Source organism: Candidatus Tisiphia endosymbiont of Myopa tessellatipennis (assembly GCF_964031105.1).
In the GTDB taxonomy this organism is placed as follows: domain Bacteria; phylum Pseudomonadota; class Alphaproteobacteria; order Rickettsiales; family Rickettsiaceae; genus Tisiphia.
The window spans coordinates 697,056-721,072 of record NZ_OZ035005.1 but is presented as its reverse complement, the minus strand read 5'-3'; the positions used below and the strand labels follow the sequence as shown (position 1 = coordinate 721,072).

Genomic DNA, 24,017 nt, shown 5'->3' with positions numbered 1-24,017 from the left:
GCTTAAATCTTATAGAACTCATAGGGAAGTCTAATGAAGGTTCTAAGATGAGGGAGCTATTTTTATTGTATGTACCTAAATTTAATTATATATAAAATACTTAGTGGAATCAAATATTCTGATATACTCTAGAATAGAAAATCAAGAATTGCGTTGTCGTCTTCAGGGTTCGTAGGTAGCCAGTACTAAATGTACGCTCCGACCATCGACCCTTCGACTCCTGCTACTATCATGATTTTGATTCTATCGTCTATCAACTCTTCATTTACGAGTAGTATATATTCTAGTAAACTTAAATTATTTTTAGACCGTGATGAATCATAACATAGTTAACTTGGCAGCTGCCATTATCTTGTCCCTTGGTATTATTTTTGGATGGCAATATTTTTACGATAAACCAAGATTACAAAAATTAGAACAGCAAAATAAAATATATAATAAGCAAGTTCAAGAGTTAAAGAAAAAGAATGTTCAAGTAGAAGCATCTAAAGAAGCTGAATCCTTTGTTGCTACCAAGAGAATTCAGATAAACTCAGAATTACTTTCCGGATCGATTGCTTTAAAAGGGTTAAGGTTTGATGATTTGGTTTTATTGAAGTATAAGCAAGATCTATCAGAAGACAGTAAGCCTGTTGTATTATTTGCTCATTCTCAGTCAGAAGAAGCCTATTTTGCAGAAATAGGTTGGTTTGATAAAACTGGTAGTGCTATTCTTCCTAACAGTGAAACTCTTTGGCAAGCTGATAGTGATGAGCTTACTCCTACAAAACCTGTGAATTTATCATGGATCAACAAAGATGGGGTTAAATTCTTGGTTACTATTAGCATGGATAGTAATTACTTGTTCACCATAGATCAGACTACGGTGAATGATAGTAAGCAGCCAATATCAGTGCAGTATTATGGACTAATTAACCGTAAATATACTGGCAAAGAGAAAGTGGCTAATATCCTGCATCAAGGACCAATTGGTGCTATTGATGGTAGGCTTAAAGAACATTCCTTTGATGACTTAAAAGATAAAAAGACTGAAAAATTTCCGCAAGGTGTTGTTGATTGGATTGGCATAACAGATAAATATTGGCTAGCTTCCTTAATTCCGGATAAAATTAGTAAGTATAGTTCTAATTTCAATTGTGTAATAAAAAACGGTATTGAAAAATATCAGGTTGACTTCATCTCACCAACTCAAACCATAGAAGTAGGAAACAAATTTACTATATCACAAAAATTATTTGCCGGAGCAAAGAAAGTTGATTTATTAGATAAATACGAAAAGCAATATAATATTACGCTATTTGACCGTGCAATTGACTTTGGTTGGTTTTATATAATCACTAAACCACTCTTTAACGTTATGAACTTTTTTTATCACTATGTTGGTAACTTCGGTATTAGTATCTTGATCGTAACTGTTATCATAAAACTGCTAATGTTTACTCTAGCTAATAAATCATATCGTTCGATGAAAAAGACCAAAAATCTTCAGCCTGAAGTCGAGAGAATTAGGGCTTTATATGCTGATGATAAAATGAGGCTTAACCAAGAAGTTATGGCATTGTATAAAAGGGAAAAGGTTAACCCCATAACTGGTTGTCTCCCCCTTATTGTACAAATCCCAGTATTTTTCTCGATTTATAAAGTGTTAAATGTAACTATTGAGATGCGTCAAGCACCATTTTTTGGTTGGATAAAAGATTTATCTGCTCCGGATCCAACAACAATTTTCAACTTGTTTGGATTACTGCCATTTACTTGTCCAAGCTTCCTGATGATTGGTGTATGGCCTATTCTCATGGCTCTGACTGCGTTCTTACAGCAAAGGATGAACCCAGAGCCAGCTGATCCAGTTCAAGCTCAAGTAATGAAATTTATGCCACTGGTTTTTTTAGTAATGTGTAGTAGTTTTCCAGCTGGAGTAGTGATTTATTGGTCTTGGAGTAATATTTTATCAATAATTCAGCAATATTACATCAATAAGTTAGACAATAATGTCGGTTGATAAGGTTACAAAACTTTTCCGTCAAGAAGTAAAATTCATAGCTGGTGTGGCAAAAATAAGTCAGTTTCCTAGCATGTTTTTGCCAGAAATTGCATTTGTTGGCAAATCAAATGTTGGCAAGTCAAGTTTGATTAATAGTATATGCAATAATTCAAGTCTTGCTAGGGTGTCTAATACTCCTGGTCGTACTAGGCAAATAAATTTTTTCTCCCTTGCCGATAAACTTATGTTAGTTGATCTTCCTGGATATGGCTTTGCAGAAGTGCCAATATACATCAGGCAGCAGTGGGAAACCTTAATAGCATATTATCTCAGAACGAGTTTAAACCTCAAATTAGTAAATTTATTGATTGATGCTAGAAGAGGAGTGAAGCAAAATGATATGGAAATTGCTAAATTGTTACTTTCTTGCAATAAAGATTTTCAAATTGTTTTCACAAAGTCAGATAAGATAACACATAGAGAAAACCTAACGACGATAACACAGAATTTTCTTGCAACTTTAGGCTACTCCTGTAATGTAATTTATACAAGTAGCAGGAGTAAAGAAGGTGCAAAAGAATTGCAGTTTAATTTGGCAAAATGCATTAAATTATAAAGAAAAGGAAGGTAAAGGTTTTGCCCGTGTCAAAGATACTAGCCTAATTAAAGACATAATAAGACGTAGTAGTGAAGTTAGAGATCAAGTCATGGTATTTAAGCTACCGTCATTAATTATTGATGATGACAAATTGTTAACGAATTTTGCAGAGGTAATACAGTTACTTGACAGTTGTGGCATTAAAATCTTTATAGTTCATGATCATACTAATTTGGTAAATGATACGCTAAAACTGTTTGGCTGTGATGAAAAATTTATCAATAATATTAAGGTAGCCGATTATAAGAGCTCGCAGATTATGGAAATGGTTCTGTCTGGCTATATTAATAAGCGTATAGTTTCAAAGCTCTGTAGTTTAGGTTGTTATGCTATTGGTATTTCCTGCAAAGATGCTAATCTTATTCAAGCTAAGAAATCAAAATTATCATATAGGAGAGACAGTAATCAAGCTGTAATAGATATTGGATTTGTCAGTGAACCAGTTACAATAAACCCTGAGATTTTAATAAATTTTGAAGATAGCAATATTATTCCTGTTATAACACCAGTAGCTAGTGATGAAAAAGGCAATACTCATCTGCTGGATGTAAATCTGACGACCTCGATAATTGCTTCCTCATTAGATGCAGATCATTTAGTATTATTATGTGATGGGGTAGAATTTGCCGGAGAGAAGTATATACGAATACGAGATGTTAATGTATTGAAAGAGATGCTGAATAATACTGTTGATCCTGAAAAAGTTAGCTTGCTTGAAGCAGCTTTAAGTACTATTCAAAACAGTAACAATTATGTACATTTTCTCAATTCGGCTTTCCCTGAGTCTATATTGTTAAGTATGTTTACAAGTAAAGAAAGTGAGTTGCCAATTATATAAAAAGATGTGGGCAGTAATATATGTTACCTTAGATAGGCGATACATACAAAATCAGCAAGATATATGCTCCTAGCTTAAACGTCATTGCGAGGAGCCACTTTGGTGGCGACGAAGCAATCCAATAAATGTGGATTGCCACGACCACTACGTGGTCTCGCAATGACGTCTTGTACTTTTCTGCAATTTTTAAATTGCCATGGGGATTATACGTAAGGTGGGTTAATTAGAGTTAAAGAGAGGTAATTTATGTCAGGCAGTTTAGTATCAGACCCTTTATTTGTTGGTTTAACAAGACCCGCAATGATATTTGGTGTGAGTATAAAATTTGCAGCACTTAATATGATTATATCTATGTCATTATTTATTCAAAGTAATAGTATCATGAATTTGCTTGTTGCTTTTGTGATTCATATGATAGGGTATGTAATATGTTTTAAAGAACCAAGATTTATAGAATTGCTTTTAAATAAATCTTCTAGATGTAGTCAGTGTCCTAATAAATCATTCTATGGAGCGAATTCATACGGTATCTAGGTTTTATGAGCAAAGTATAAAATGACAAAATGATAAAACTATCTGTAACAAAAACAGCCAAAGAGTCGAGATCTAGGAAAGAAAAACCTACTTCTCATTTTATTCCTTATAAATGCCATTGGGATAGTAATACTATTTTAACTAAAAATAATGAATTATTACAAGTAGTAAAAATAGGTGGTTTTTCCTTTGAAACAGCCGATGATGAAGATTTAGATATTAAAAAAAATATCAGGAATTCGTTACTTAAAAATATGTCATCAGGCAATATTGTGATGTATTTCCACACGATCAGGAGACGTAAACCAGTGGTTTTTGATGGGTTTGAATATACCTCTGACCCTACCATAAGAGTACCTAATGATTTCACAACTTATTTATCAAATGAATGGCGTAAGAAACATGCAGGTTCTAGGTCGTTTTTTAATGAATTATATGTTAGTATTCTTTATAGACCAGATAAAGCTGGAGTTGCTATAATCGAATATTTCATTAAAAAGCTGATGCAAAAGTCTGATAAATCAGCTTGGGAAAATGACATGCGAGATATGCAGGATAGTTTGCGAGAAATGTCCTCAAGGGTAGTTAATACATTCCATAGTTATTCGGCGAGGTTACTTGGCGTACGCAAGTCAAATAGTGGCTATTGTTGTGATATTATGGAATTCTTGGGTACTTTGGTAAATTGTGGATCTTCAATGCAAATGGCCGTTCCAAGAAATTCAATAGACCAATATCTTCCAACCCATAGATTGTTTTTTGGTTCTAGATCTATAGAAGCACGTGGTCCAAAGGGTAGAAGATACGCCGGTATATTAAGTATTCTAGAGTATGGACCATCTACATCAGCTGGAATTTTTGACGGATTTTTACAAATGCCTTTTGAGTTTGTAATGACCCAAAGTTTTGTTTTTGCTAATAGGACAGTGGCGATTGGCAAAATGCAACTACAACAAAATAGAATGATTCAAGCAGGGGATAAAGCTGTATCACAAATTGCTGAAATCTCTCGAGCACTTGATATGGCTACCAGTGGTGATATTGGTTTTGGAGAACATCATTTTTCGCTTCTATGCTCTGATAGTAATTTAAAATCCCTTGAGGATACCCTATCTATGGCTTCTGTTGAACTCTCCAATTCTGGAATTCAACCTGTTAGAGAAAGAATTAATATGGAACCAAGTTATTGGGGGCAGCTTCCTGGAAATATGGATTATATAGTAAGGGGTTCGACTATAAATACTTTAAACATGGCTAGTTTTGCATCTATGCACAATTATCCATTAGGTAAGGTTTTTAATAATCACTGGGGAGAATATGTAACTGTACTCGATACTACCTCGGGAACACCTTTTTATTTCAGTTTTCATGTTAGAGATGTTGGGCATACTCTGATCATTGGCCCAACTGGTGCTGGTAAAACAGTATTAATGAATTTTTTATGTGCACAAGCACAAAAATTTAAACCTAGAATGTTTTTCTTTGATAAAGACCACGGTGCTGAAATATTTATTAGATCACTTAATGGGATTTATACTACAATTGATCCAGGAGGAGAATGTAACTTTAATCCTTTACAGCTTGATGATACTGGGGAGAATAGAACATTTATATTAGAATGGCTTAAAGTATTAGTTACTTCTAATGGAGAGCAGTTATCATCAGAAGATAATAAGATTTTATCACAAGCAGTAAGTGGTAATTTTAAGCTAGAGAAAAAAGATAGAAGATTAAAAAATGTTGTAGCATTTTTGGGCATAGATGGTCCTAATAGCTTAGCAGGCAGGATTGCTATGTGGGTTGGTAAAGGCTCTCATGCTAGAATATTTGATAATGAGGCAGATAATATTGATTTGCAGCAAGCTCGAGTATTTGGCTTTGATATGACTGAACTGTTAAAAGATCCAGTTAGTCTTGCTCCTGTGCTACTATATATTTTCCATAGAATTAGTATTTCTTTAGATGGTCAAAGAACTATGATAGTTCTTGATGAAGCGTGGGCTTTGATTGATAATCCAGTATTTGCTCCCAAAATTAAAGACTGGCTAAAGGTTTTGCGTAAGTTAAATACTTTTGTAATTTTTGCTACCCAAAGTGTTGAAGATGCAGCTAAAAGCAGGATTAGTGATACCTTGATCCAACAAACTGCAACACAAATATTCTTACCAAACCTTAAGGCAACTGATATTTACCGTAGTGCTTTTATGCTTAGTCAACGTGAATATATTTTGATAAAAACTACAGATCCAACATCGCGTTATTTCTTAATAAAACAGGGGGTAGATGCAGTTGTTGCAAAAATAAGTTTAGATGGTATGACTGATATTATCAATGTTCTTTCTGGTCGGGTTGAAACAGTGTTATTGTTAGATCGGATTAGAGAGAAATATGGTAATGATCCTGAAAAATGGTTACCGATATTTTATGAGGAAGTAAAATCACTTTAGTTAATTTATGCATTATAATTTTATAAAAAATTTACTTAGTGGAGCAAAAATATTTGCTAGAATAGTAGTGCTATGCAGTCTACTAAATTTTACTATTATCCATAATAGTTATGCAGAAGAACCAAAACAAAAAGATACTTTAGATACTATAATTGATATTCTCTCAAATTTGACCTGTGAAACTCAAGGTATCGGTGATTTATTACGTACGGAATTTTCTCACACTTGTATACCGGCATCATTTTTTACCTTTGCTGTTTCTAATATAATCTCGCCAGGATTATATGCAAATACCATGCTACGTCTTAAAATAAATGACCATGAATTATTTGATGGAGATTACCCTGGAGGACAATGTGCAAGAAATAATAAAATTGATCCAAAGACCCCTAAATTAACCTTTGCACTTTGTAATAATGTTAAGCTAGCAGCTGTTAGAGTGAAGGCGATAGCCCTTTCTGCTCTTGCTATTGCCAAAGCCGTATTAACCGGTTCTGATCCGTGGAAAGATATTATGGACGCATGGAAGAGCAATAAAGCATCATTTCATACTATTTATAAGGACAAAGAAGATGGTTACAAAGATGCAATGATAGACTTGGTCATATCACCTATACCTATACCAGCTATTATATTTAAAGTAGTAAAAATAAAAGATACCATGTGTGTGGCTGCGCCTAGTATATTAGCAGATTGGGTACCAGTTGGCTGTAAGTATATTAGAGAACCTTACCCTGAATCGATTTATGCGACTTTTATGAGTCTTGATGGTGGAACTCAGAAAGATACTAATACCGCTACTGACCCAATGGCAATAGTTGATTGTGGTTTATCATCTTCTAGTTGTTACCAAAGAGCTTATAATAATTCTAAAACAGCCATTGTTATCTCTTCACCATTAATAGAATGTATTAAAGAAATGACAGCAAGATTACTGGTTAGTAAAGATGTTTGTACATTTGATGATATTAATAAAGTAATTAATTCAAGCAAAAGAGAAAGTAGCATATTATTTCAATTTCAACGTAATATGCACCGAACTGTTACCGCTTTATTGACTATATATGTAATTTTCTTTGGTTTTAAAATTATACTTTCTAGTGATGTTCCTCCTAAAAATGAAATAATTAATTTTGTATTAAAGATGTTGTTTGTGACCTATTTCTCTGTAGGTATAAACATTACTCCTAGTAGTAATTCTGACTATAATCGACTAGATGGTATGGTGCAATGGGCTTTTCCTTTATTATTAGGAGGAATAGATACACTTGCTGGTTGGGTTATGAATGCTTCTCCATCAGAGTTGTGTAAATTTGATGCTAAAGATTACGATAAAAATCTTTCTTATATGGCATTATGGGATTCATTAGACTGTCATGTAAGCCATTATTTAGGATTAGATATCCTATCAACCTTACTGGTAGAAAATCAATATAAAAATCATGATTTCAAGAGTTTTGACTTTTTTAGTTTCTCAGCCCCACCTTATGTATATTTACTGATTCCTGCTATTATTTCAGGTAACATGACTCTAGTATCTCTAGCACTGTCCTATCCTTTATTAGTGATTTCTGTTGGAGCGTTTATGGTGAATGCTACAGTGATGTGCATGATATCTATAGTAATATTAGGTGTTTTAGCTCCTCTTTTTGTGCCAATGTTTTTATTTGAATATACTCGTGGTTACTTTGAATCATGGGTAAAGTTATTAATATCATTTTTGCTACAACCTATGGTAGTGGTAACCTTTCTGATTATGATGTTTTCAGTTTATGATTTCGGTTTTTATGGTCACTGTAAATATACAAGTAAAACTATACAAAATAGTATAGAAAGTGGGGGAGATGGAAAAAGAAAGGTAAAAATATTTTATGTTAACACTAATTGGGATCAATATAAGAAAGATGAAAGTAAAGGTATAGATGATGCTAAAAGCTGTCAAAATAGCCTAGGTTATATGCTTAATAATCCACTGTCAACAGTTTTTAATTTTGCTAAAGATAACCTCAACGAGATGGTCAAAAAAAAACCAGGTAGTGGCAGTACAAGCGATTATTTATCTGAATACCCGTTTTTGCAGGGTATTATTATGGGACCTGGTATGTTCTTTGTATCACCCAAATTAGTTTTTGAGAAAATTAAGGATATTGCTCTAGCTTTAATTACTGCTTGTTTTACTTTGTACTTAATGTATCACTTTAGTAGCCAATTAGCAGAGTTTGCAGCTGATATGACTGAAGGTGTACCTCTTAGTGGTGTTGCCATACATCCACAGGCAATATACAAAGCTGGTATGGCTGCTCTTGGAGCTGCTGGTAAAATGCAGGCGGCTGATAAAGTAGCTAGAGGTGCTGGAGGCGCTACTAAGGATATGGGTGGTGGAGGTGGATCAGCCGGAGATACTGAAGCTACTGGTGGTGAATCAGCAGGAGATAGTTTAGACACTAGCGGTTCATCTAGAGATACTGTATCAACAGCAGGAGGAGGTGGTGGTGGACTTCCTCTCTCTCCAGCCCGTCATATAGCAGAATCTACTGCAGCTGGTGTATCTGAATCGAGTTCTTCAGATGCAGGAGGTTCTTCAAAGGAATCAAGGGTTAATTTGCAGACTATTGACGAACCTATTCTACCTCCAACTAATAAAATAGTAGAAACAGAGGATTTTGTTAATAGATCACCACAGATAGCTACAACAAATACACAAGAATTAGGAAGGACAGTAGAGAAAGCAAGTCCTGCTAAGGAATTACCAAAAGAGCAAAAGACCCATGAGTTACTTTCTAAAACTTTGGGAGGACTTGAAGATTCTACGGTGCAAGCTGGAAAGGCTGGTGACATTCAACAAGAAATAAAAAATCGTGAGGAAAAAGCTAGGAAGGAGAGCGATCTTAAAACTAAACCAGCTAAGAAAACTACAACTGCTAGAACTAATGTAAAAAAAGATGGCTCTAATGAAAATTCATAAAGTCACCAACTGTACAAGTTTAAGTAGGTATAATAGTCCTCGATGTCATTCCAGCGTAGGCGGGAATGATATTAAGGGAAACAGGAATAGACCTCTTTCGAAACTCGCTTATGCGCAAGGGTGTGAAGGAGACGCTTCACCTCGAACCGCAGCGTACTCTAATGTACGTGAGGATTCGAGTACAGACGTCGCGTACAAATCGCCAGCAGAAGTAGAGTTTCGAAAGAGGTCTAATGATATAAAAGGAAGCAGGAATAACACATTAGGGCTGTTATACCTACTTAAAACTTGCCCACTTGGTAAAGTCATAAAAATTTTTATACAATGTTGTTTGGTACTTTTTTCAAGCAAAGTTTTTGCTGGTTTTGGAGATCCGTGTCCATCAGCTACATTTGCAGTAGATGATTATCTAAGACAAAACACAGCTTACGGGCATCTTCTATATAGTATTGATATAACCGGTACTCCTAATGGGTGTGATGCAACTGACCCACAATTTAAATTCTGTCTCAAAAATAAAGATGGTAGTCCTCTAGAATGTAAAGTTATTACTCTTAATTTAAATGATTCTAAGCGTCTTAGTGAGTTAAGCACTGATAATAATCCTGATTTAGGTGGAAATACTTTATTAAAAGATATTATTTTAACAGTAAAAATTGTCGATAAAAGATTGTGCCTAGTCATGTCTACCTCAAAAGGACAACTTCCACTAGCTTGTAAAAATACTACCACACCAGCTCCGGTAGCACCACCAGACGAACAATGCCGGAATATAGGTAAAACTTGTTATATGGGTACTACAAGGAGTCAGTCATTACTTAATTTTTCTGGCTTAGCTGTAGATTGTGTAAAGGAAACTCTTGATAAAGTTTTTTTTCGTTATAGTAGCTGTGATCCAAAAAATGATCAGATTAGTTTGACTGCCCTTAATCCTTTCTCAACCTTCCAAGAATCTTTGAAAATATCTATTAGGGCGGCGTTAATATTATATGTTATGTTTTTTGCTGTTAATATGATTTTAAACAAAGAATATGGTAATTTAGATAAAATAGCATCTTTTGTTATGAAGCTAATAGTTGTCACTTATTTTGCTACAGGTCTTGGACCAGCGTATTTTAAGGGTGGAAAGGAAACTACCGAAAATGGTATGCTGCAGTATGGTTTACCATTACTTACGGAGCTTACTCCACAATTTGCCCAAATAGTTTTTAATGCTGGTGGCTCTCGAGGATTATGTGAATACGATACTAGTAAATATAAAGATGGGTATAAGTTTTATGCACTTTGGGATGCTGTTGATTGCAGGATAGGTTATTATTTGGGTATGGGGCTATATTACAACACAGAATCCGTTTTAAACGGTATTCCTAATGATGTGCCGGGTGGAACTAAAGGTACTGCTGTAAACTTTAAAAAACCTGGAAATGAAGCTCCGGATGCATTGAGAAAAGTGGGAGGATTCAGATTTTTTACTGTAATGTTTGGTTTATTCTTATCTGGACAAATAATAATAGTAGCATCTGGAATAATATTTTCCGTAATATTTGTTTCAATAATTTTATATTTTATAACACACTATTTAGTATGTCTAGTTACCATATATGTCATGACCTATATTTCTCCTATATTTATTCCTATGGCTTTATTTACTAGAACCAAAGCGTATTTTGATACATGGCTAAAAATTTGTATATCTTGTGCAGTGCAGCCTGCAGTGGTAGCTGGTTTTATTGCCTTATTACTTACTATGTATGATTCGGCAATATACAAGAATTGTGAGTTTATGAGGCATGACTATACGTATAGCAGTGATGCTCAGTTTAGTACTTTTGAGTTTAGATTACCAAATACTAATACTGAGGATTGTAAAAATAGTGCTGGATATAAATTATTACGATATTATTCAGGGGAAGGTTGGGAGAAGCATCTTTTAATTCTTTTTCCAATTAAATCAATTGTTATAGATGTCGTATCACTCATGGTAGAGTTACTTTATGTATTAGTCTTCTCAATTATTTTTTATTATTTTTCAAAATCAATTGGTCAGTTTGCTGCCGAGCTTACTGGTGGTCCTATCATGGATTCTGTAACAGCTAGTCCTACTAAGATAGTTGATATGGTTAAAAAAGGGGCAGAGTTTATTGCCGATGCTGCAAAAAGCTCCGGTGGAAAACCACCGCAGAAAAATCCTTTAGAAAAACCAAGGAAAGGAGGAGAAGAAGCAAAAGATTCAGGTGGGGGTGATAGTGGTGGCAAAGCTGAAGGTATGGCAGGTTCTAGTGGTGGCGGTAGTGAAGGTGGTATGAGTTCTGGAGGTGGTGGCGGTGGTTAACTTGGATATTATTGTATGAAAGGAAATTTATCAAAACTCATAATGGTATTAGGCATAGTGGCTCTAGTGGTTAGCATTGTTATGGTATTACTTGCGATGATAGGGTCAGTAAAAATTACCAATGGTTGCCTCCTTAGATATGATCAAGATGCAGAGGGAGGTAGTACTGATCGTATTACTAATACAATCATGCTTAACGCAACAGCAAACTATACTGTTATTACCACAACAAAACTAGATGGTTCAATTGAAACTAAGTATGATCCTAAACATTATGGAGAATGGTTAAATACTAATCTAGCTGTTACAAATAAGCAGGATGTTAAGTTTAAAATAGAGGGCAACATAAGTCTTTGTAGAGCTTATATTCCAAAAAATAATATTCAACAATCTTCAGATCTAGATACCAATAATAACATGGTTGCCATCCCTAGGATTGAAGAAACTAATGTAGAACCACTATCTTTAATTTTTGATGCTAAAACTGATGAATGGCGAAATATAGCTGAATTGTTTATTAATGATCAGGTTATAGTATCAATTTTACCGGATCACAAAAAATTGCCGAATTTGCCAAATAATATGGCTAGTGTAAAAAATATCTTTAAGCTTGTTAAGCAAGATGGTGAATTTAAAAATTTTATAGAGACAGCAGATTGCTCAGAAGGCAAGAGAAAATACAGCCCATTATGTGGTAGATATTCAATATATTTTGGGGAATATGTCACTGGTTGCAAATGGCCGGCAAATTGTAATAATCCGAATGATTGTGTTAATATTAATCCACACGAGGTGTGTTGGAGTAAGCCATATGACTGGGAATTGCCCTCGACTATTTGTACCATAGATCCATTGCATGTAGTAAGTTATTGGAAAACAATATGTGATAAGGGTCCTTTTTGGGCTAATGTGATGGGGGTGGCACCAGAACCTTATAAGGAGGATGGTTTTTTTACGTCTCCTTGGAGTGACGATACTAATAAGTTATTTACTAATTTTCATCCTGAATGTTCTTACAATTCTAGTAGCTTATCTCGTAGATGTCCTGACGTTGATCATAGCATTAAAGATAAAGCTTACATAGAAGGAGAATATCAAAATAAAAGATATTTTTGGTACTCCGCCGATGGTCCAACAGGTTTATTATATAGAATGGATAATAGTGAGACCCCAACTAATGCTAAATCTTTAGGGACAGGCTATGAATTTGCTAAAATAATTGCTGGAAACAAAGATTATGATCCAATAAATAGTAGTCAAGATGCTAATATTAAATATCAAATCATTTATAACAAGACTCTAGCTGGTGTATCAAAGAGCTATTTACAATATCGTTTATGGTCAAAAGATGACAAATATACCAATAATACTGGTGGCTATGTCTTAAACATTAAGCAGACCAAATGTCGAAGAACTAATGGTGAGAGTTTTGATGATGTTGTGGCTGATCGTGGTAAAATACAATATTTAGTAGTACCATATGACGAAAATCCTAACACATCTAGTAAATCCTATACAGCCAATAATATTAGTATGGATGATGCAGAAGGTAATGCGAAGATTACTACAAGTGGCAATGGATATCTATGGATGAGAATTCTCAATAAAAAAGAGGATTATAAAGAAAGTTATGGTAGATACCAAGTACAATTCTTTACCTCAGAAAAAGTTGGTAGTTTTACTTTAAATATTTTAACCCCTTTATTTGAGTTATTAAAAGGCAAAATCAAGAATGCAGCTGTGATGATTTTTAAGAACATGACTTGCTATGGTGGGGGAGTTACTACTTGTACTAACTTTTTTAACTATATAAAAGCCGTACTAATTCTTTACGTTATGTCATACGGAGCAATGTTTTTATTAGGTATGGTCAAAATCAACCAACAAGATTTGGTAATTAGGATAGCAAAAATCGCTATAGTTAGTGGGTTAATGAATGAAAGTACTTTTGAATTTTTCAATAATTATATATTTGATTTTGTAACTAATTTTTCAGATGGAATCATCTCCAATATGAGTGGCTATAGCATGTTTTCATCGACGAATAAAATAACAAATCCTTTCATGTTCTTAGATGCATTAATGAGTAAAATATTGTTCAGTAAAACTTTTGCTGGTCAAGTGCTTTCTTTAATCTCTATGGGTCTTAGTGGATTGATTTATTTTGTTATAGTATTTATTGCTACAATGATAGTAATCATCACCGCTCTTCGAGCCGTGGCAGTTTATATTATGGCATTTATGGCAATCGCTATATTAATTGGTGTAGCTCCATTGTTTCTTACGTTTATGCTATTTGATTTCACTAGATATTTATTTGATAATTGGGTGAGGTTTACTTTTAGATATATGATAGAGCCAGTAATTTTAATGGCAGGAATTATTATACTTACTCAGCTATTTACAATTTACTTGGATTTTGCAACTGGTTATAGTGTGTGTTGGAAATGTGCTTTACCTATAAAAGTTCCATTCCCTGCTATCCCAAGTCTTCCTGCGATTTTCTCTAACTTAGAGATTTTTTGTATCAATTGGTTTGTACCTTGGGGAATGGATCATCGTTCTGGCATGATGGGTTTGAATATGCAACATTATATTGCATTAATTATAATTGCTTATGGAATGTATGGTTATGTTGAATTTTCTGGAAAAATGGTGGCAAAGTTGACTAGTACCGCTGGACCTTCTGCAACATCTATGGGGCATGCAATGTCATCGGCAATGGAACAAGGAGCTTTAAAAAAGGTTGGTTTAGATCAGGCATCTAGAGATACAATTAAGAAAGAAGCTGCCGGTAGATTAAAAGATAGGAATAAAGCAATCGATAAAGGGAATAAAGCTAGGTCAAAAAGTGATAAGGATAGTGATGGTAATAATAAGGATCAGAATCCAAGAAGTGGTGTTGAAAGTGATAGTGGTAATGAAAGTGTTTCTAATGCGAATCCAAAGTAATAACTGAAAATGAAGTGAATAGGATGAGAAATTTCAGGTATCTAATTTTGTTGGTAGATTTTCTACTTAAAGGGCAACTGTTTATTGCCTTAGTAGTCCTATTAGCCTGTAATCCTGTCAAAGCTGATGATAATGAGAAAGATGCTAAATTTGATTGGATGAGTTCGAGTTTAAGTGGACTTGCAGCTCTATTTTCAGCATGTCTAGAAGTACCAAAATTCAATAGTTTTCAAGAAGGTAGCATTTCTTTAGACCTTACAAAACCAAATGAATGGAATTCTACTGGTAACTATGTCAAAAAAGATAAAGCCATTAAGTTTGACTGGAGTACTAGTGGAGCTGTAAGTAGTCCAAGAAGATACCGAGTGATGTACCGTATAGATCCAAGGTTCAATAGACCACAAATATTTATTAAAACTTTTAATTACTTAACTAAAAAATATGAAGCTACTAATTTTCCTAAATTTAAGGCAACTGATCCAACTAAAGATTATATAAGTTTGGCATTTAGCAAAATGCAGAATTATGTAGACTATTTTAATTTTGCTGAAAATCGTCAGAAGATTTGGGTAGAAAAAGGTGATGTAATAAATATAACTCTCACAGGAGCAGGAGATTTTTTTAGTGTAGCTACTGACGAAGATTTTTTAAAGTCAGAGCTTGACAATAATATATTAGGAGTCCCGTCACTTTATACAAATAGCAACCTTGATAATAAAATACTATATTCAACTGCAGAAAAATTGTGTGATTCTATTGACCCCTCATCAAGGGATAAAGTGTGTCAGGATACTGGAGCAAATACGAAATACAAGGTGTTAGATAAGTTAGCATTAGTTGGTAAACCGTTAACCCAAGGCTCTATACAACAGATTATTATAACTTGTCCTGATTTTGCTAATGATAAAGATAACTCTCCAGTGTGCTTCTATGATCAAGGGAGAGGGATGAGGATACTAGTAAATAACCAGATTATAAAGAGAGAAGCGGAAAGTTTTGTATATTCTAAATTTCTAAAAAAGAGTTTCTTATATTATAAATCTGATATTGCTGGAGATTTAGATTTTTTAACTGATTGGTCAATCCAAGGCATGTTTACCTCCCTAGACAAACCTTTAATGAGTGATTGGACTACATTTTCTGATCTTGACAAACTTAATTCTTATATTAATGACTCTACTGTTGTAGACTTAAGTAGTAGTTTTTTACATTTTGGACGCTACATTATGATGGTAGAAGTAGGTAATGGTGATAAGAGTATTAGTGATGCACAACAAAAAGACATAGAAGTTGAATATATTATAATGAAAGATGGCGGTACACCACTTGCATCGCTAGTGGGTACACAAATCAACCAAGATTTTGCAACTGATGCTGACAAAGATGGCTATTTATGGGTTAGAGTAAAGAATCCTAATAAAGAGGTAATGGGAAAAATTAAGATAAATTATGCTAATTATATGGGGAGTACTTGGTTCTCAGATATTGTATATAACGGAGCAGTTAAACCTATTACCAAGGAGTTTCATAAATTTACTATGAATTTTTATACTAAACTAACTAAAAATGTAACATTACACCGAATCATAAAAGCTGCATTGATTCTTTATGTAATGATATATGCTTTAACCTTTTTAGCGGGTGCTATTCAAATAACTGCCAAAGACTTATTAACGAGGATTATAAAAATAACTTTGATAGTTATCCTAATAGGAGATGATAGTTGGAACTTTTTCAATAATTACTTATTTAATGCCTTTATTAAGGGTACTGACTATCTAATGACCAATGTAGTAGGGCTTACTAGTTCTACAGCTAACATTTTTGGTTTTATTGATCCAATATTTGATAAATATACCAATGGCAGATTTTGGGGGCTTTTATTTATACAATTACTCCAAATCCATAATGGTCTTACCCTTGTTGCTATCATGACTATTTATTCTCTGACGCTTTATTTTAGAGCCATTTTGGAAGTTATCATAGGTTACGTTATAGCCTATATTGGTCTTGCGATTATGATATCTTTAGCACCATTATTCATAATTTTGGTACTATTTGAGAAGACAAAAAGCATTTTCGATAACTGGTTATCTACTTTATTTAGTTATATGATGCAACCAACCATATTATTAATATTTTTTCTATTAATAGATCAGGTGATGTCTGAACAACTTTTAAAGATTGTGGTAAGAGCATGTTGGGATAGTACGTTCATCCCAATAGAGATAGGGTTAGATCTAACGCATATGAACATACCGATTAATTTCTCGTTTAAATTACCATTTTTACCTAGGATACCTTTCTTCGCACCGGATGTTACGGAAATTAATAATGCACAGGATTTATTAAATTCTACTGGTACATTCTTGGTAATATTTACCAGTAGCTTGTTATTCTATGCTTATTGCCTAATGTGTTATGGACTTGTCGATTATGTGACTATAGTAGTTGCTCAATTGACCAACGTAACACCTGCAAGACAAGAGGGTGATTTCCAAAGGCCTGATAATCCTACAAAATCTATTATGCAGGATATGGAATCTGTGGCAAGACCAGTCAAGGATTTAGCTTTTGCTCCAGCTAGGATATTTAAGGATAAGGTTATAGATCAAAATTATAAAGCTAGGAAAAGTGATCCTGACGGCAAGAAAGAATATACTGGCAAAATATTTGCCTCAAGAAATGATTCAGACACTGGTGGTGAAGCAGATGGTGGATCTAATAAAAAGGAATAATTACTATTTAACCTGAATTCGATGTAACAAGTTACATCGAATTCAGTATTATATATAGAAACAATCAGGTTTGAAGCGGCTGCCCACCTGATTGTTAAAATATAATACTCCATTCAATATGTGATTTTAATAATTAAAATCACATATTACCCCAATTCGGGATAAGAATTAGTTAATTCTTATCCCGAATTCGCGTATATTGAATGATAAAAAAAGTTAAAATGCACCCACGTCAGCCGCTTCAAGAGTGCATTTTTCCTTATAACAAAGCCAGTTCGATATAAGAATTAATAATTCTTATATCGAACTGAGGTTATTTAAGCCTAGGTTTCTATAAATGAAGAATATTTTTGCTATTTTATTAATTTCTATGTTGTGCCTTTCAGGGTGTACTGGCGATAGGTGCATTGATGCAGATGATTTTGGCTTTATAAAATTTGTAATTTCTTCAAGATATAAAAAAGAAAAGTTAAGCGGGCAACAAGATAATCAAACAGCTCCTTGGATCAATACTGGATATAATGTAAATGGTCAACCACTCACTATATTGGTAAAAACTTGGGATTATTCTAAAGGAGATAAAAACAACTCTACAGAATTATCAGCTTGGAGTGCGTGGTATGGTCAAGAAAAAAATACCAATACTTTATCCGAATTTTGTAAGAGACTACAAGTATGCAAATTTATAGATGACAGGATGTGTACTAAGAGTAAGGATGCCAAAATTAGTAACGCACCATGTTTATTTAAAAATGGTGTAGGGCTATACATGTTAATTGCTGAGCGTGATACAAATCCTAATCTCTCTTTGGATACACAGCGTACACCAAAAGGCATTACCGCCCACCTTGGTGAACCTCTTGCTGGTTATGAACTTTATGATCTTAATAAAAGAGGGGAATTAGTAAAAGCTGGAGGAATAAGTTATCAATATGAAGGTAAAGGTGAAGTTAGCCCATTATATTTTAAGATTTTAGATAAATTTTATGATGATAATAATGGTCAGTATCGTGTAGTTATTAAATCTGGGGTCACTGACACTAGACCTGACCCTATTGAATTTTTAACGAATTTAATAAAAGCTGAGTTATTTGGTGATGATGAGAATCATGGGCTAGTTAGGTCAATTTACGAGGGTATTATTAAAACACCAGGATATCGTGTATCTGTTTCAGCTCTGTTAACTTTGTATATTATGTTTACAGGATTTTCTTTCCTAATTGGTAATGTTAATCTCACACATACTGAATTAATAATTAGAGTAGTAAAAGTTAGTATAGTATCTACGTTACTTAGTTCAACTAGTAGCTGGCAATTTTTCCATGATTACTTATTCGTGTTTTTTATGGAAGGGGTAGAAGAAATATTACGAATAATTAAAGAAACAGCGGCTACCGGACCTGGATCTTGGAGTATTATAGGTTTAATGATAGCCCCGCAAACTATGGCAAAATTATTTTCATTACTATTTGTCGATCCTTTAGGGTTTATATATATAATTTTATTCTTGATAGCCCTTTATTTTATCTTCATGATGGTATTTAAGGCTACTATTATATATCTTACAGCACTGATAACTGTTGGGATGATTATCATAATGGCGCCAATATTCATTTGCTTTATGTTATTTGGTATCACGCGTTCATTGTTTGAAAACTGGTTAAGACAGCTGATTTCCTATGCACTACAACCAATTATATTATTTACTGGTATTGCTTTTATTTCAATGATTATCAGAACAGAAATATATTCTTCACTTGGTTTTGGAGTATGTAAGTATGACTTCCCAAATTTAGGACCGATAAATGAACTGTTTGGTAGTATAAATGAAGATCTAGACACTAGTCTTGGAGACTCAATATTTTATTGGTGGTTTCCATCTCCAATGAAAGCTGGCAAATTTTCTAAAACAAAAGCTAATATATTAGTGCCTGTTGATCATCGCATCGATGATGGCTCGCCTGATGGCAAACTATGTTTAGCTTATCAATGTATCGAGGAAAGATATGTTGAATTACCATTTTTAGATCTAGTCAACGATGTAAGAAGAATTGATAATTTTTTCAGTGGTCACTTTGTTCAGCTGGATGGATTATTGTTAATTTTTGTATGTGTTTATTTACTAAGTAAATTTAATGATATAGCTGTTTCAAGTGCTAAATTCTTATCTAGCACCTCAGGTAATCTAACAAATTTACAAGCAATTGGACAAGCCGCTTTTGCCCCTATTCAACAGCAAATAGAAAGACCTGCAAATTATGTTGTAAAGGCTGCTAAGAAAAGGGTGAATCAACACATTATCGAAAAAGCTAGTATGTTTTTTGCCGAAGGGTTTGAAGACAAAATGATGAAGGGTGTAGCACGAGAAGCACTGAAATCACCAAAATCTAGTGTTTTAGATGAAGTAAAAAGAACTTATGGTATAGATTATGCAGATGTTAATGTTCATGCTCAAGATGATTACCAAAAGGGTATTAGTGAAGTTATTAAAGTAATCAAACCGGATGGAACGGACAAAGAATTTAAGGGTAATAGTTATGCCGAACTTCGTGATTATTTAGCGGATCTTAAATTTGGAGAAGGTAAAAAACTTGACAAAGATCAGCAGAAAGAGCTTGATGATTTAATGAAAACTAAAGATGGTAAAACTTTACGAGAATTAGCGAGTGATGCAAAGTTTACCAAAGATTTCCAGCAAGCTTATGTGGATACACATCAAGCAATGTCAGCAAGGGGAATAGGGTTATTTGGTAAAAATATAGCACCTCTCAAAAGTTGGCAAGAGATGAATAGGCATGTTGATGAAAAGAGAGAGCTACGTGATAAGAAGCGTAAAAATATAAGAGAGAGAATATATGCTGGTTATGAAGGATTAAAACGAGAGGCACTTACTGCTATTGTTGGTAAAGATTTACGGGATGCTTTTGAGGGTAACTTAACTGGGGCAGAGTGGGAAGATTTTAATTATAATGATTCAAGACTTAGAACACATAGTGAATCACTTAAGGATCAGCAAAGATCTTTGGAACATCAAGAACTTCTAACTAAAATCAATAAAGAAACCATTGCTGTTCAGGAAGATATTTCATCTCCTGAATATCTAGCCAAGCTTGAATTACAGGGTAGAACAGCAGATATTGCATATTATGCAGAACTATCTAACAAAAAACTTGCCTTTGAGATATATGATGCTTTAGCTAAAGGTGAAGGTGATGACGGGAAGAATCCCGTTTTGATGGGCGAGCGATTCATGCGAGAAAAAGCAACGGATACTCAAACTCGTAATATGATTGACAGTGCTTATAGAATTGAGCAGACACTAATAGATAACGATAAATATGCACGCAGACAAGAACATTATGAAATTATGCGTGAGAAAGCTGAAGCTAATGGGGATAATCAATCTTTAGAGTATAGTAAAGCAGTACTAAAGAAAATAGAAGAAAGAAAAGAACTTATTAAGAAAGAAGTTATATCTCACATTGATGGAATTAATCAATATCGCTTAGGTACTAGAATGCCTAAACATGAAAAAAATGATTAACAATAGTCTATTACCCCTTACCAATCACTACTATGTCACCCCGCAGGGGTTAAATATATAAACACCTCCTCCTTTAGGAGATTTTTTTAGATCCCCGCCGTAGCTCCATAGTTTTGACGTTAGCACTACAATTGTAGCATTAAGTATAGCATATATTTTTTAGGTACTAATAGACTTTTGAAAATTTATTAAAATATCTATTTATTAAATTTATAATAGTTGTATTTTAGTAAATTTAAACTATTAATTGTTATTTGGGTGAAAACAACAACCATATTTATACTCCTGTTTATAATTTCTGTAACAAATAAGATTTATGCATCAGCTTGGTTAATTGACTCAGGCAAGTACAAATATACGGTTACTGCTAGCAATATTGATAAAAATTCTAAAAACATTAAACAAGTAAGAGCCAATCTTTTTCTACAAATTCAGTGTAAATTGGCATATTTAAAAGATCGTATTAAGTTGGTTAATAATTCATCGGCTCTTTATAATAAGTTATTTAGGCAAATTCAATTTTTAGAGCGTAGATCTAGAGAAATATCCTCATACCAAGACGAATTAATGCGAATCTTTGCTATCGAATATGGAATTAATAAAAACCAAAATTTGGGAATTCAATTACTTTATAAAGAAAATAAATTCCAGGGAAGTAATGACATGAACTACCTGTCTAATGATAAAGAAATTGGTATATTTTATAAAATTAAGCTCTTTCAGAACACTAATAAGATAGTTTCAGTTCAGCCAAGAATATACATGACCAAAGATGGTTGCCAACAGCAATTTTCTTATGAATTATTATTGCTATCAGCATTTTCCAAAAAAATTCGTACAGTTTCGGTATTTGCTGAAAGTGTTTTTAGTTTTGGGCAAGCCCTAAATAACTCATATACAAGAAGAAGTCATTATAGTTTTTCAATATCTGAAGGTATTGAATTTCAAAATGGCATTATGTTAGTAGACTTTACCAAATATTATACTAGGAGAAATTACGGTTCTATTTATAATAGAACTTTATATAAGCAATTTTCAGTTGCAAAAAAGATTAAATTTGGTAATCTAAAGAAGAATAGCCTAACAACACAAATAGGGTATTTTTGTGATAAAAGCCTAATTAATAAACATTATAAAATATCAGGAGTAATATTTTCAATATGGATGGATGTATAAAAAATATTAATAGAGAATTTTTAGATATTCTACTAAAAGAACAACTATTTACGGATTTACAAATATCTCATGTTAAGTTCAAATTAATTGAGAGTACTGGTGAGAATGATTTTTTTAATGTGATAATTGCAGAAGGAATTATTAATAATGAGATGGTTATAGATATTTTGTATAAAAATAAATTATTGCCTCTATTGAATGTGCAAGAAACACAGGTTAAGATTTGTGATTATGCAAAAATTGATCAATATGTAGAAAATGGTTATTTCATTTATGAAAACGATAAAAGCAATAAAGTGCTTGCTATAAATGACCTAGCTTATTTAAGGAAGTTATCAACAATACATTATAATGTACAAATTAATTTGGTCAAAAAGAATGACTTCTATCAGCTACTTGAACAAAATTTTAGCCATTTGAATATAATCAAATCCAAATATTTTCTTGAATTTATCTCAGTATACATGGTAGCAAAAAATATCAATTACACTAAGTCAATTATCATATTTTTTGTGATATATTTTGGAATATTATTTAATTTTAAACATATTTTTCATGTGATTAACATTATTTGCTATTTTTCACAAAATATTTTAAAAATTATGTTATTTAACCAAGCTGTAATTGTACAAAATACAGCGTTTAAAAGTAGTGATATCTCCATTTTAAAAAATGATTCTCTACCTATTTACACTATTTTACTTCCATTATATAAAGAATCAGGCAAGCTAAAGTCAATTATTAGTTATGTCGCTAATATTAATTATCCTAAACATAAATTAGATGTCAAAATCATTATTGAAGCAGATGATTATTTGATGATCAAGGAAAATATCCTATATGAATTACCTTCTTATATACATTTGCTTAAAGTACCTTTTAGTTTACCTAGGACTAAACCTAAAGCCCTTAATTATGCCATGCAATATTGCAGAGGAAAGTATGTAGTAATATATGATGCAGAAGATAGACCTGATACTGATCAACTCCTTAAAGCAGTAATAGCCTTTGATGAATTACCGAAAGAATATGTTTGTTTGCAGGCTAAACTTAACTTCTATAATGAGAATGAAAATTTACTCACTAAACTTTTTAGCATAGAATATTGTTTATGGTTTAAATATCTTCTGAAAGGTTTAAGCTTGATGGACTTACCAGTAACTCTTGGAGGAACTAGCAATCATTTTAAGGTTGACGCCTTACAAAAAATAGGGTTTTGGGACGCTTATAATGTTACTGAGGATGCTGATTTAGGAATTAGATTATATTCTTTTGGTTATAAAGTTCATATGATAGATTCTTATACTTTAGAGGAATCACCTAGAGATATTATAAGTTGGATAAATCAAAGATCTCGTTGGATAAAAGGATTTATCCAAACATTTTTGGTATTTCTTGCCCAAAAAGACAAATATAAAAGGTTTAAATTTTATCAAATAACTACTATTTTCATTTTTATTGGTTTTTCTTCTTATGGTTTTTGTTGTTTGCCATTTCTAATGCTAACTATTAAAATTAATACATTCGCCATAATTAATTATTTATGGATAATTAACAGTTTTTTTGCTTTTTCATACCTTTACGGAAGTGCTTTTTTTATTTTACTGATTAAAAAAGGAAAAATAACTAATTTTCGAATATTAGATATTGCTGCCTTGTTTGTGTGGCCTCTGTATTTTCTACTACATACGATAGCAAGTTATAAGGCGATTTGGGAGATTATTTTCATGCCCTTCAAATGGGATAAAACTCAGCATGGGATTAGTACTCTAGACCTTGAATAAATCATGGTATACTCAGATAGAAAATCAATAATTGCGTTGTCGTTGTCCAAGACCTGCGGTACTCA

General features: G+C 33.1%; 12 protein-coding genes. All 12 read left to right on the top strand.

Features of this window, described 5'->3' with window-relative positions; all coding sequences use genetic code 11:
• The first annotated feature begins 313 nt into the window (after positions 1-313).
• The 12 genes from yidC (at position 314) to AAHN03_RS03565 (ending at position 23,952) form a co-directional block, all read left to right on the top strand.
• Positions 314-2,002: a membrane protein insertase YidC gene (gene yidC / locus AAHN03_RS03620; RefSeq protein ID WP_342279130.1), complete on the top strand. Its 1,689-nt coding sequence runs from the start codon at positions 314-316 to the stop codon at positions 2,000-2,002.
• On the top strand, positions 1,992-2,600 hold the full coding sequence (yihA, locus tag AAHN03_RS03615; RefSeq protein WP_341761591.1) for a ribosome biogenesis GTP-binding protein YihA/YsxC: 609 nt from the start codon (positions 1,992-1,994) through the stop codon (positions 2,598-2,600). The genes yidC and yihA overlap by 11 nt, the downstream gene beginning before the upstream one ends.
• Entirely contained in the window at positions 2,554-3,480 is a 927-nt protein-coding gene (locus AAHN03_RS03610) for an acetylglutamate kinase (protein ID WP_342279129.1), read from the top strand. The genes yihA and AAHN03_RS03610 overlap by 47 nt, the downstream gene beginning before the upstream one ends.
• A gap of 246 nt (positions 3,481-3,726) precedes the next feature.
• Positions 3,727-4,014, top strand: a complete 288-nt coding sequence (locus AAHN03_RS03605; RefSeq protein ID WP_341753466.1) for a VirB3 family type IV secretion system protein — start codon at positions 3,727-3,729, stop codon at positions 4,012-4,014.
• Positions 4,015-4,046: 32 nt separating this feature from the next.
• Positions 4,047-6,461 (top strand): VirB4 family type IV secretion/conjugal transfer ATPase, encoded by a 2,415-nt coding sequence (locus AAHN03_RS03600; RefSeq protein WP_341762164.1) that lies wholly within the window; start codon positions 4,047-4,049, stop codon positions 6,459-6,461.
• 7 nt (positions 6,462-6,468) lie between these two features.
• On the top strand, positions 6,469-9,426 hold the full coding sequence (locus AAHN03_RS03595) for a type IV secretion system protein (RefSeq protein ID WP_342279128.1): 2,958 nt from the start codon (positions 6,469-6,471) through the stop codon (positions 9,424-9,426).
• A complete protein-coding gene (locus AAHN03_RS03590) occupies positions 9,413-11,758 on the top strand; it encodes a type IV secretion system protein (protein WP_342279127.1) in 2,346 nt (781 codons plus the stop codon). The genes AAHN03_RS03595 and AAHN03_RS03590 overlap by 14 nt, the downstream gene beginning before the upstream one ends.
• Before the next feature lie 15 nt (positions 11,759-11,773).
• Positions 11,774-14,710, top strand: a complete 2,937-nt coding sequence (locus AAHN03_RS03585) for a type IV secretion system protein (RefSeq protein ID WP_342279126.1) — start codon at positions 11,774-11,776, stop codon at positions 14,708-14,710.
• Between the two features lie 23 nt (positions 14,711-14,733).
• A complete protein-coding gene (locus tag AAHN03_RS03580) occupies positions 14,734-17,448 on the top strand; it encodes a type IV secretion system protein (RefSeq protein WP_342279125.1) in 2,715 nt (904 codons plus the stop codon).
• A gap of 337 nt (positions 17,449-17,785) precedes the next feature.
• Positions 17,786-20,992, top strand: a complete 3,207-nt coding sequence (locus tag AAHN03_RS03575) for a type IV secretion system protein (protein WP_342279124.1) — start codon at positions 17,786-17,788, stop codon at positions 20,990-20,992.
• A gap of 258 nt (positions 20,993-21,250) precedes the next feature.
• Positions 21,251-22,168: a hypothetical protein gene (locus AAHN03_RS03570; protein ID WP_342279123.1), complete on the top strand. Its 918-nt coding sequence runs from the start codon at positions 21,251-21,253 to the stop codon at positions 22,166-22,168.
• Positions 22,153-23,952, top strand: a complete 1,800-nt coding sequence (locus AAHN03_RS03565; protein ID WP_342279122.1) for a glycosyltransferase family 2 protein — start codon at positions 22,153-22,155, stop codon at positions 23,950-23,952. Before AAHN03_RS03570 ends, AAHN03_RS03565 begins: the two co-directional genes overlap by 16 nt.
• Positions 23,953-24,017 lie beyond the last annotated feature (65 nt).